The organism is Anabaena sp. FACHB-1391 (genome assembly GCF_014696755.1).
Lineage (GTDB): Bacteria > Cyanobacteriota > Cyanobacteriia > Cyanobacteriales > Nostocaceae > Dolichospermum > Dolichospermum planctonicum.
On sequence record NZ_JACJQS010000064.1, the window covers coordinates 1 to 11,810 of the forward strand.

Consider the following 11,810-nt stretch of genomic DNA (forward strand, 5'->3'; position numbering starts at 1 on the left):
GCGTTATGGAGTCCCAGTTATTTTGCCATTTCTGTAGGAGGTGCGCCACTAGAGATATTAAAAGAGTATATTAAAAATCAAGAAAAGCCGTCCTAGAAGCGATGCACTGAGCTTGTCGAAGTGGACGGGGCTTGTATCCCATTATTTTCGGTCAATAGTGTTCATGAAGATGTAACTATGCTAATGGGTCTATTTGATTGATCATTCAGGAAACTTAAAGAGTACAAAAGAGCATAAAATTTGCTCTAGAGATGAGCTAAAATGCCGCATAGGTGACATAATCGCCCAGGTAGGATAGGGATAACACGAGGGTGATTTGCCTATTTTAGTTATACATTGCTACTTTAATCACTTTCCGCGCTTTCATATCCATAAATACCTGTTCTAAATCCTGTAAAGGTCTTTGTTCACTAATTAGTAAGTCAAAAGAAATTGTCCCACTAGCAATCAGTGATAGGGCGGATTTTACATACTCTGGAGTATTATGAAATACTCCTTTGATGGTAATTTCACTATAATGGAGTTGTTCTGTATTCAGGGTAATTGTGGTATCCTTGGGACAGCCGCCAAATAGATTGACAGTTGCACCAGGACGGGCGCAGGCGATCGCTTTTTCCCAAACACTCGGTATACCAGTGGCTTCTATAACCACATCTGCTCCCCATCCCTCCGTTAATTCCCTGACTGTGTTAGTCATATCTGTGACTTGATGATAATTAAAAGTCCGGGCTGCACCTAACTTTTCACCGATTTCTAAGCGTTTATCATTACCACCCCACAGAATTACTTCAGTATATTCCGAGAGAACTGCTACAAACATTAAGCCGATCGCACCATCACCTAAAACCACTACTCGGTCATGGGGTTTGACCTGGGAACGGCTGATACCATGTAATACACAAGCCAGCGGTTCGGTCATGGCGGCTAATACGGAAGGTACTTGGTCGGGTATTTGTAATAGATTATGCTGGACAATGGGCGCGGGGATCTGCATATACTCCGCAAATGTACCGTTATTCCAGGTCAAATTGGGGCATAAAGAATACTCTTGACGTTGACAGAAGAAACATTTCATGCAGGGGGCTGAATTATTTGCTACTACGCGATCTCCCACCCGCCACTTAGTTACCCCAGCACCGACAGCCACAATGCGCCCCGCCCCTTCATGGCCAAACAAGGTCGGGGGTGTTAACATTTTAGCATGGCCACCGCGTCGCCATACTTTCAAATCTGTACCGCAGGTGGTGGCTGCTTCGACTTGAATTACTACCTCCCCCGCTGCGGGAGTGGGTTCGGGAACTTGTTCTAGACGGAAATTTTCCTGTCCGTAGAGTAATGCTGCTAACATAGAAGTTGGGAGAAATTAGGAGAAAAGAAAAATTTAAGAACTCAAAGCAGTTTGAGGTAAAATTTCTTGATGATGGGGTTCTAAATGTGATATTGTATCAGATACAATATTGATATTCAAGACTGGTACTTCTTGTTTACAGGAGAGACAAAACCAATAAACTCCATGGTAACGAACATGACGCAAAACTGAACCACCACAACAGGGACAAGTGTTAACTATAATACTCATACTAAATACTCCTTTGCAAAAATCACGACAAGTCAGTAGTATTATGGTTGAAATATCTATTTATCTCACTTAAAAGAAAGTAAGATCTTCAGAGAATTAGCGCTGAAAACTATCAACGAATGCTAAATTAACGGTATTTTATGGTTTTTTCCCAAAAAGATCCAAAAAGATATTTATCAAAACGAAAAATTTATGAAAACATTATTAACCTACAAGTTAGTATAGACTTGGTTCATCTATCGCGGGGATCATATTACAAATATGAACTTGTTTCATCTATGGCCAAGATCATCAATAACTAAATTTTTATGGGACAATTACTTTACACTTGACTTTTATTTTGCATTTACTTTGATGACTAAACCATGAAAATTGCTACTTGGAATGTAAATTCTGTACGGACACGGTTGGAACAGGTGATTAATTGGTTAAGCGAAAATCCGGTTGATGTTTTATGTTTACAAGAAACTAAGGTTATAGATCAGGATTTTCCCCGTCTCGATTTTGAAAAATTAGGTTATTATTTATATATATCAGGACAAAAATCCTATAATGGAGTTGCTTTGATTAGTCGTCAGTCTTTAACAGATGTCAGTACGGGTTTTACGGCTATTTTACCAGGTTTGGATGCGGAATGGGACACACAAAAAAGAGTAATTACAGGTGTGTTTTCAGGAATCAGAATTGTTAATCTTTATGTTCCTAATGGTTCATCTATAGGTAGCGAAAAGTATGAGTATAAGTTGGGTTGGTTAAAATTACTCAAGGAGTATTTACAGGTATTACTATTAACAAATTCTCCTATTTCTATCTGTGGTGATTTTAATATTGCTTTGGAAAATATAGATATTAATGATAAAGTAAAAGTAGATAATCACATTATGGCTTCTGTACCGGAGCGTCAAGCTTTACGAGATATTCTGAGTTTAGGTTTCGCAGATGCTTTTCGTAAATTTAATCATCAAGGAGAAAACTATACTTGGTGGGATTATCGCACCGCTGCGTTTAAGCGAAATCTGGGTTGGCGTATAGACCATCATTATCTGACCCTGGATTTGTATGAACGCGCTCAAAGTTGTATTATTGATGTTGAACCACGAAAGTTAAATCAACCCAGTGACCATACACCAGTTATTGTCGAATTTTAATTTTATCCTATTTATTTATCTCCCTAATAAGAAACCTCGGAAAAAATAAACCGTGTTTGTTAGTATCTGTTCTATCCATGAGATGAACATATCTAACCAGTGTAAAATTTGTTCTAGGGGGTGCTTTTCGTAGCCTAAGGAGGTCGCAGAAATATCAATCCAGTCGGGTTTAAAATTAAATCCTTGGCTGGTTTGATTGTTTTTTTCCTCCCATCCCTGATTTTCAGATTCAGGCGCTTTTTGGGCTATTTTCTCCCGGTTATGCAATAATCTCGAATTTGTTGGCTTTAGGGGATTAAAACCACTATGATCTGATATATTGGTACTGGGATTACCAAATAGATCGTCCCATGTCAACCAAGCATCTCCATTATTTAGCGGTAAACTGTTTTGGAGGTCTGATTTAATTTCTACTTTTTCAGCAGTAGCATTTGATTCAATTTGATAAATATTTCTTCCTCCTAAGAAGTAATTTATCGCTGCGGTCATTAAATTAGTAATATCCGCTTTTTCGGTTTTTGAATCATCATTGTTAACTACTAGGTTATCAAGAATTTTTTGACCGCTTTTTTCTATGGGGACTAAAGCTGTAATTTCCCAATTAGCAACTAATTTATCCAGAAAGCTAAAAAGTTGAGTTGGTTTTTTATCAGTTAGTTTATTTAGTAGTAAATCAATTTCTGGTAATATTTCTTTTTCCGAAAGAGGGGTTAATTGTAAAGAATACTCGTAACGATTAATTTCTCTATTAATTCTATCCTTTAATTGGGAGTTTTCCTGGGTTGTGAAAATATCGAAAATGCGATTATCAGTACCAACTAACACCAAATTACCAGTTTTTAACTCCGTAGCAATTCCCTGGACTTTGGGTATATGCTGTTGGAGAAGATTTTTCGGGGTTGAGGAACTTTCTCCAGGGAAAAATCTCCCCCACAAAGATCCTATAAAAGTTAAAGGAGTTAAAGGATTTGTTTTTGGGGAAATCTCTAAATTACTACCCCCAGCAGGAAGATTTTTAACTGTATCTAATATATGTTGAATTGGTGCGTCTGTTGCTGGAGGAATTGTGGACTGTATTTTTTTTTCCGGCCATTCTTTTTGTGGCAATAGCTGGTAAAGTGGATAAAGTAGAGAACCTACACCCACCTGAGTCGCAACTTGTAGATTTTTGAAGATGTTTTCCCATGTTTGGGTCAACCGTTGAGTCTGCTGGTAGACAAAATTAAACAGTTTACTTTGATAGCGATTTGAAGAACTCGAAGACATAGTTATAATGTTGAAGTTGTAGCGTTGGATGATCTTCAGTTTAAGAATCAAAAATTCTTAATTATCAACCTGATTATTTTACTGGATTATTTTACTGGATTATTTTACTGGATTATTTTACTGGATTATTTTACTGGATTATTTTACTGGAAATATGACTCTTCCTTTACCATCATTAAATACCAAATCTATATCCACGGCTATTGAAAATTTACGTGCTTGTTGTCAGGTTGATATCCAGTCAAACTGGAAATATCACGAAACTGACGCAGTAGTTACTGATTTTATGCCATTTAGTATAACTGATTGGCAACCAGTTGCAGTTAATGAAAAAGGCCATATTTCCTGGAAAGGCGGAAAACAGGTATTATGGTTAGGACAAAATTTCTCTATTCCCCACAGTTTACATGATTTCCCTTTAAGCGGTCTGTGTTTGCGATTGGCTTTGGTTTGGTGGGCTGAAAATGTAGAGGTATACGTTAATGGTGAGTTAGCATTAGTAGGTGATTTATTTGATGCTTCACCACGGGTTTTAATTAGTCCTCAGGTAAGTCCTGGAGAAAATTTTACCATAATTTTGCGGTTAGTTAGTCCGGGACATTGTGATGGGGCTTTGATGCGATCGCTGGCAATTTATGAGACGATGATCTATAATGATTATGACGCTGGTTTTATCGCTGATGAATTGGCCATTGCGGAAATTCTTCTAGAAAACTTCGCACCCGAAAAATTACCAGCTTTATCAGCAGCAGTTGAAAGAGTTACAAATCTCAAAAACACCGAAAACCAAGACTGGAAAACCTATTTACTGAATTTACGACCAACTTATTTGGGTTTATGTGATTTTATCTGTGAACAAAAACCGGAAATTCATTTATTGGGTCATGCACATTTAGATTTAGCATGGTTATGGGTGGTCGCGGAAACTTGGAAAGCAGCACAAAATACTTTTGAGTCAGTTTTAAAACTTCAACAGGATTTTCCCGAATTGATTTTCTGTCATACTACACCAGCTTTGTACGCTTGGGTAGAAGAAAATCGTCCCGACCTATTTCGAGAAATTCAAAATCAAGTTGAAAAGGGAAAATGGGAAATTTTGGGAGGTTTTTGGGTAGAACCAGATTTGAATTTAATCGCTGGGGAGTCTATAGTTCGTCAGTTATTATATGGCCAGCGGTATTTTCTCCACAAGTTTGGAAAAATATCCCCTGTGGTTTGGGTGCTTGACACTTTCGGTTTTTGTGCGACTTTACCCCAATTTCTCGCAAATGCGGGAATTGAGTTCTTTGTTACTCAAAAACTTCGCTGGAATGATACAACTAAATTTAATTATGACTTATTTTGGTGGCGATCGCCTGATGGTAGTCAAATATTAAGTTTTATGTCTCCACCCATGGGCGAAACCGTTGAACCTGTTAAGATGGCCAAGTATGCTTGTGAGTGGAAAACCCAAACAGGTTTACAAACTAGTCTTTGGCTTCCTGGTGTTGGTGATCATGGTGGAGGTCCGACTCGTGATATGTTAGAAGTTGCGAGACGTTGGGAACATTCTCCGATTTTCCCCAAGTTGAAATTTACAACTGCTCAAAAATATCTCCAGGAAATAAAATCTCAAAGTCAAAATTTACCAAGTCAAAATTTACCAAGTCAAAATTTACCAAGTCAAAATTTACCAACGTGGGAAAACGAACTTTATTTAGAATTTCACCGGGGATGTTATACTACTCACGGAGACCAAAAACGCTGGAATCGCAAATCTGAACATCTATTATATAGTGCTGAGTTGTTCGCAACTTTAGCAAATATCCTCTGCGGTACAAAATTCCCCCACACAGAAATAGAAACCGCTTGGAAAAAAGTTTTATTTAACCAGTTTCACGACATTTTACCTGGTTCTTCCATTACCCAAGTTTACCAAGACGCTTTACCAGCATGGGAAGCAGTGGAAAAAGTGGGGAAAAATATCTTGGCAGAGTCATTAATAGATATAGCATCCCAAATTAGTTTACCACAACCACCTTATAGTAATGCCATCCCCATCATCATTTTCAACCCTCTCAACTGGGAACGTCGGGAAGTTGTCAGCGTTGACTTATCGAAAATCATCACAGCAGACCAAGAAGAATATGAAAATTATGGAGAGAATTATGGAATTTTCGATATTCAAGGAAAAGAAATTTCCTCCCAACCTTGGGAAAACTCAACTTTATTATTCCTCCCAACAGTTCCATCTTTAGGTTACAGCATTTTCTGGCTGTCTCGAACTTCCCCCACACAACCCCAAATATTTCCGAAAAATTGGATTTTAGAAAATGAATATCTACAAATCCAGGTTAACCCAGAAACTGGAGATCTGGATAGCGTCTTTGATAAAACCCAACAACGAGAAATTTTAAATGGTGCGGGAAACCAACTCCAAGCTTTTAGCGACAGCGGCCAATATTGGGACGCTTGGAATATTGACCCCGATTATAACACCAAACCTCTACCACCAACAAAATTAAAATCAATTCAGTGGCAAGAATATGGAGAAATTCAACAACGCTTGCGGGTAGTGCGTCAATTGGGAAAATCGGAATTTTGTCAAGATTACATTTTACAGCTTGGTTCACCACTTTTGAAAATAGCTAATACTGTAAATTGGCTAGAAAATCAGGTATTAGTAAAAACAGCCTTTCCCCTCAATTTTGCAGCGGAATTTGTCACTTATGAAATCCCCTGCGGTGTTATCCGTCGTCCCACAAATCCCCAAACCCCCGCAGATAAAGCAAAATGGGAAGTACCCGCTTTACGGTGGTCAGATATAACCGCAGATACGCAAACCGGAAAATACGGGGTTAGTCTTCTTAACGACTGTAAATATGGTTACGATGCTCAACCTCATCAACTGCGGTTAACTCTGCTGAGAAGTTCCCAATGGCCAGACAAGCAAGCTGATATAGGTATACATCAATTTACTTATGGCTTGTATTCTCATCTAGGGAGTTGGGAAGAAGGGGATACAGTTAAACGAGGTTATGAATTAAATGTACCCTTGGAAATATTAGTAAATCCGCTAAAGCGTAAATTTCACACAAATGCTGATGAAAGTCAAAGTTTTTTAGAACTATCAGCGGATAATTTAATTGTTATGGCATTTAAACCCAGTGAAGATCAACCTGAAAAATACATTCTTCGCTGTTATGAATGTCATGGAAAAACAGCCGAGTTATTTTTGCGAAGTGATTTTCTCACCTTAGGTCAACCATTAGACTTACTAGAACAGTATATCAAGTCTGAGGAAGTATGTCAAGGGGCTGTGAATATTCAACCTGGGAAAATTATGACTTTTGAGGTTGTCGTCAACATATAGATTGGGTTTATCTAGATATACTGCATAGATCTTAATATAAAATTAGAGCAAAAGATTAATCTCAACAAACAGACTCCATGCGTATTTCTCTCAACTGGTTACAAGAACTCGTAGAAATTAAACTGACTCCAGAAGAACTGGCGGAAACCTTGACAATGGCCGGGTTTGAAGTGGAAGATATAGAAGATCGTCGCACTTGGGCCGCAGGGGTAGTTGTGGGGAAAGTCCTGGAACGTCAACCACACCCTAACGCAGATAAGTTAAGCGTTTGTACAGTAGATATTGGTGCTGCGGAAACTGTGAATATCGTTTGTGGTGCTGGGAATGTCCGCGCAGATATCTATGTCCCCGTGGCCACTACAGGAACTTATTTACCTAATATTGATTTAAAAATCAAACCCGCAAAACTGCGCGGTGTTCCCTCCCATGGGATGATATGTTCTTTAAAAGAGTTGGGTTTACCCACGGATATTGACGGTATTCATATCTTTAGTGAAGAAAATCTGGTTTTAGGTAGTGACGTGCGTCCCCTGTTGGGTTTGGAAGATGTGATTTTAGATGTCACTGCTACCGCTAACCGTGCTGACGCTTTATCTATGGTGGGTATTGCGCGGGAAGTAGCAGCTTTAACTGGAGGAAAATTATCAATTCCCGAAATTGCGAAAGTAGAAAATACTCAAACTGCAAAAAACCTGACTTTGAAAATTTCCGAAACCCAAGCTTGTCCTGCTTATATTGGTACGGTTGTTGAAAACATCAAAATTGCACCCTCTCCTGAATGGTTACAACAACGGTTACGGTCTGCGGGAGTGAGACCAATTAATAATGTGGTTGATATCACTAATTACGTTTTATTAGAAAGAGGACAACCTCTTCACGCTTTCGACAAACACCGTTTACAATCTCTCTCTGGTGGAGAACAATTAACAATGGGGGTGCGGTTTGCACAAACGGGAGAAACTTTAAAAACTTTAGATGGAAATAATCGCAATTTATCACCCCAAAATTTATTAATTACTGCTAATAATCAACCAGTGGCTTTAGCAGGTGTTATGGGTGGTGAAGCAACGGAAGTTTATGAAGGTACACAAAGTTTAGTTTTAGAAGCAGCGTTATTTGATTCTGTAGCCATTCGTCGTTCTTCTCGCAGTGTGGGGTTAAGAAGTGAAGCCTCTGGAAGATACGAAAGAGGCGTAAATCGGGCTGAATTAGAAATAGCTTGTCACCGGGCTTTATCCTTAATTCAAGAATTAGCAGCTGGGGTAATTGTTCAACAACAAATTTCTGATTATCGTCCAGATATTTCTACTTGGTCTCATTCTATTTACCTGCGTTTGGATAAAGTTAATCAAGTATTAGGTCCAATTGAATTAGGACAAGAAACAGGAGAATTACAACCAGAAGATGTAGAAAAAATTCTCACCGCTTTAGGATGTGAATTGGTAAAAATTGACGAACGGAATTGGACAGTTACAGTACCTCCCTATCGTTATCGAGATTTAGAACGGGAAATTGATTTAATTGAAGAAATTGCCCGGTTATATGGTTATGATAAATTCTGCGATACCTTACCAGAAAAATCCGAAGCTGGTTATCTATCTTTAGATCAAGAATTAATTCGCAGGTTACGCGGTTATTTACGGGCTGAGGGTTTGACGGAATTAATGCAATATTCTTTGGTGAAACCAGGGGAAGATAAACAGATTGTTTTAAGTAACCCTTTATTTGCGGAATATTCAGCTTTACGCACTGATTTAATCTCTGGTTTAATTACCGCTTTCCAATACAATTTAGAACAGGGAAATGGGGCGTTAAATGGTTTTGAAATTGGGCGGATTTTCTGGCGTGAAGAAGAGGGTTTACAAGAAGCAGAAGTGCTGGCCGGAATTATCGGTGGTGATATAACTAGCGGTAAATGGTCAAGGGGTGGTAAGGAAAAGGCCATGACCTGGTTTGAAGCTAAAGGTATTTTAGAAAGTGTCTTTAAACAACTTAAATTAGCGGTAGAATTTCAACCAGAAAATCGAGATTCTCGTTTACACCCCGGACGCACAGCTTCGTTGTGGATAAAAGGTAATAGACTGGGAACATTTGGACAAATTCACCCCCAATTACGCCGCGAAAAAGATTTACCAGAGGCAGTTTATGTGTTTCAATTAGATTTAGATGCTTTGTTGGATGCTTGGGATGATGATGATTTATTAATTCCTAAATTTAGTTCCTATTCTACTTATCCAGCAAGTGATAGAGATTTGGCGTTCTTCGCACCAATAAAAGTGACAGTTTCCGAACTGGAAAAAGTCATTAATAAAGCGGGGAAAGGGTTGTTAAATTCTGTGGAATTGTTTGATGAGTATCGCGGTGAAAATGTACCCGCAGGACAACGCAGTTTAGCCTTTCGTTTAGTATATCGTGCCAGCGATCGCACGCTGACAGAAAATGAAATTGAACCAGTTCATAATCACGTGCGTTCTGCTTTGGTAGAGAAGTTTGGTGTCAATTTGAGAAGTTAATCACAGCGGTTTTTGTTTCCCGCTGAAATATTAATCTTTTCAGTTCCCGACTTCTATGATTAATTTGATTAATTTGATTAATTTATCATTTATTGACACAATTAAAAAAGAAGTCGGGTATCTTTTAACTCCCGATAAGCATTTAAAGCCGCATTTTTCACTTCTTCTGCTACTATGGGAAAGGTATTCAATATATGACTAAATTCTGTTTCTGTTAATCCATATAAATGGGCAATTATTCCATCTAATTCGGCGCGGATTTTCCCCCTTTCTCTCTCGTCTGTAATTCCGTTTTCATGACTTGTTAAACCTACTTCTTTCGCTAATTCATCATACTCTGCTGTGGTACAGATTAGTTTGGCTGCACGTTCTACTATTTCTTGAAAATATGGGTCTTTTTCTGTTAATCTGGGTACGGGTAATTGATAAATGTAGAACATATTAACATTAGCAGAAACTTTTTGACGTAAACAAAAATCAACAACAAAACTATTCCAGACTCCAACTAAATACAATGATTCTGAATTATTTAACGAATAATTATTATTATATTTAACAGCAGTTTGAAAATTCTCTGAACATAAGTTAGGAGGAATAATAGTAGCAATTAAAGTTCTAATATCTGTGTTTCTACCAATTTTTCTAAACCCTAATCTATAACACTGATAATCTAAAATTTGCCCCTTATCAACACCATTTTTACCTAAAACCGCTTTTCTTCCTTCCTCCTCCTCTACCCAGTACCGAGGTTCAGCAAACTTATGGGTAAATTGATGAATCATTTTCCCCTCATATAAAGGTAATCTTCCCTTTCCCGGTTCAGTTTTAAACAAATGACTATCAGTTGTCATATTAAATTCTTGTGTTAACTTTAAATTCCACTTATCCTGAATTTCCTCCCCCAACAACGGAAAGCGACTCATTTTTTCCGCAATGAAAATATCTAAATCAGATTTAAACTCCATAACCGAAATAGAATCAGGAGATAACCGTTTAATTAAATCCACAGAAATATGAATACAATCATCATCAGGAAAACTATTTAATTCTCCTACATCATGACGCATAAACCTAGCCGGAAATGATATTGTACCCTGTAATGGTACGGGCGAATGGCCATTTGGTAATGGTAGGGGCAAATTGTCATTCGGTAAGGGTAGGGGCGAATGGCCATTCGCCCCTACAAGGTTTTGAAAAGTCAGAACCACAAACTTAAAGCGACTATCAACATTTTCAAAAATAGCCTTTCTATTTTCAAAACAGAATAAACCAGTGATCTTAGTTTGCGAAAACAACATTTCCCGTAATTGCTTAGTACCCAAATCAGTATAAATACCGCTAGGAATAACCAAACCACATTCACCATTTGGAGAAAGTAAATTAATACATTGTTCCAAAAAGACAGCATATAAATTAATTTTTCTCGCAACACTTTTACCGTCAACTAAAGATTTCTGATTGCGATATTGTTCAGCATTTTTAAAATAAGCGCTAACATGAGGATAACCACTACAATAATCTAACCATGCTTGACGCATTTCCTCATCTTCCATAAATTTATTAAATTGTTTTGTCCATGCTTTTATATCTAATTTCTTTTTCTGAATTAAATTATCAAATCTTTGAAAAAACTCTTTTTCATCAGTTTGAAAAACTTCCCAAGGAGGATTACCCAAAATAATATCAAAACCACCCCTAGCAATAATTTGATCAAAATGATAACCCCAATGAAAAGGTTTTAAAACCTCCATATCCGCAATATTTAAAACCCGTTTAACAGGTTTACCCTTTAACTGCACTTCCTCATACTTAATCTTTAAATTGCCAAATTCATCTAACAACAATTGATTTAACTTAACCAAAGATTCCCGGTTAACATCATTAATATTACGTTTTAATCTTCCTAAACGATCTTCTTGATCAGTTCCTTCAACTTCTCCTATAATAAAAGC

Annotated in this window: 7 protein-coding genes and 1 pseudogene; 4 read left to right on the forward strand and 4 right to left on the reverse strand. The window is 37.7% G+C overall.

Annotated features, from left to right (window positions below):
• On the forward strand, positions 1-96 hold a 96-nt coding region (locus H6F62_RS19755; RefSeq protein ID WP_190372240.1), incomplete at its 5' end, for a transposase.
• A gap of 229 nt (positions 97-325) precedes the next feature.
• Here the strand turns inward: H6F62_RS19755 and H6F62_RS19760 are convergent.
• Both H6F62_RS19760 and H6F62_RS19765 read right to left on the reverse strand, forming a co-directional pair.
• Positions 326-1,348: an alcohol dehydrogenase catalytic domain-containing protein gene (locus tag H6F62_RS19760; RefSeq protein ID WP_190372782.1), complete on the reverse strand. Its 1,023-nt coding sequence runs from the start codon at positions 1,346-1,348 to the stop codon at positions 326-328.
• Positions 1,349-1,381: 33 nt separating this feature from the next.
• Positions 1,382-1,579 (reverse strand): hypothetical protein, encoded by a 198-nt coding sequence (locus tag H6F62_RS19765; protein ID WP_137909605.1) that lies wholly within the window; start codon positions 1,577-1,579, stop codon positions 1,382-1,384.
• Between the two features lie 365 nt (positions 1,580-1,944).
• On the opposite strand from H6F62_RS19765, the gene xth reads away from it, so the two are divergent.
• Positions 1,945-2,727 carry an exodeoxyribonuclease III gene (gene xth / locus H6F62_RS19770; RefSeq protein ID WP_190372783.1) on the forward strand — a complete coding sequence of 261 codons (783 nt, stop codon included), beginning with the start codon at positions 1,945-1,947 and terminating at the stop codon, positions 2,725-2,727.
• 15 nt (positions 2,728-2,742) lie between these two features.
• Here the strand turns inward: xth and H6F62_RS19775 are convergent, their stop codons facing one another.
• The gene (locus H6F62_RS19775; RefSeq protein ID WP_190372784.1) at positions 2,743-3,993 is read right to left on the reverse strand and encodes a hypothetical protein; all 1,251 of its coding nucleotides are present in this window, start codon (positions 3,991-3,993) and stop codon (positions 2,743-2,745) included.
• Positions 3,994-4,147: 154 nt separating this feature from the next.
• Here H6F62_RS19775 and H6F62_RS19780 point away from each other — a divergent pair, with 154 nt between their 5' ends.
• Together H6F62_RS19780 and pheT are read left to right on the forward strand one after the other, a co-directional pair.
• On the forward strand, positions 4,148-7,345 hold the full coding sequence (locus tag H6F62_RS19780; protein WP_190372785.1) for an alpha-mannosidase: 3,198 nt from the start codon (positions 4,148-4,150) through the stop codon (positions 7,343-7,345).
• A gap of 77 nt (positions 7,346-7,422) precedes the next feature.
• On the forward strand, positions 7,423-9,858 hold the full coding sequence (gene pheT / locus H6F62_RS19785; protein ID WP_190372786.1) for a phenylalanine--tRNA ligase subunit beta: 2,436 nt from the start codon (positions 7,423-7,425) through the stop codon (positions 9,856-9,858).
• Positions 9,859-9,959: 101 nt separating this feature from the next.
• On the opposite strand, the pseudogene H6F62_RS19790 reads toward pheT, so the two are convergent.
• Positions 9,960-11,810, reverse strand: a pseudogene (locus H6F62_RS19790) (Eco57I restriction-modification methylase domain-containing protein); the annotation flags it as partial.

Excerpts from the sequence above, each read along its gene's own strand:
- H6F62_RS19760 (WP_190372782.1), bottom strand. The coding sequence starts at position 1,348 with ATGTTAGCAGCATTACTCTACGGACAGGAAAATTTCCGTCTAGAACAA.
- H6F62_RS19765 (WP_137909605.1), bottom strand. The coding sequence starts at position 1,579 with ATGAGTATTATAGTTAACACTTGTCCCTGTTGTGGTGGTTCAGTTTTG.
- H6F62_RS19775 (WP_190372784.1), bottom strand. The coding sequence starts at position 3,993 with ATGTCTTCGAGTTCTTCAAATCGCTATCAAAGTAAACTGTTTAATTTT.
- H6F62_RS19780 (WP_190372785.1), top strand. The coding sequence starts at position 4,148 with ATGACTCTTCCTTTACCATCATTAAATACCAAATCTATATCCACGGCT.
- pheT (WP_190372786.1), top strand. The coding sequence starts at position 7,423 with ATGCGTATTTCTCTCAACTGGTTACAAGAACTCGTAGAAATTAAACTG.
- xth (WP_190372783.1), top strand. The coding sequence starts at position 1,945 with ATGAAAATTGCTACTTGGAATGTAAATTCTGTACGGACACGGTTGGAA.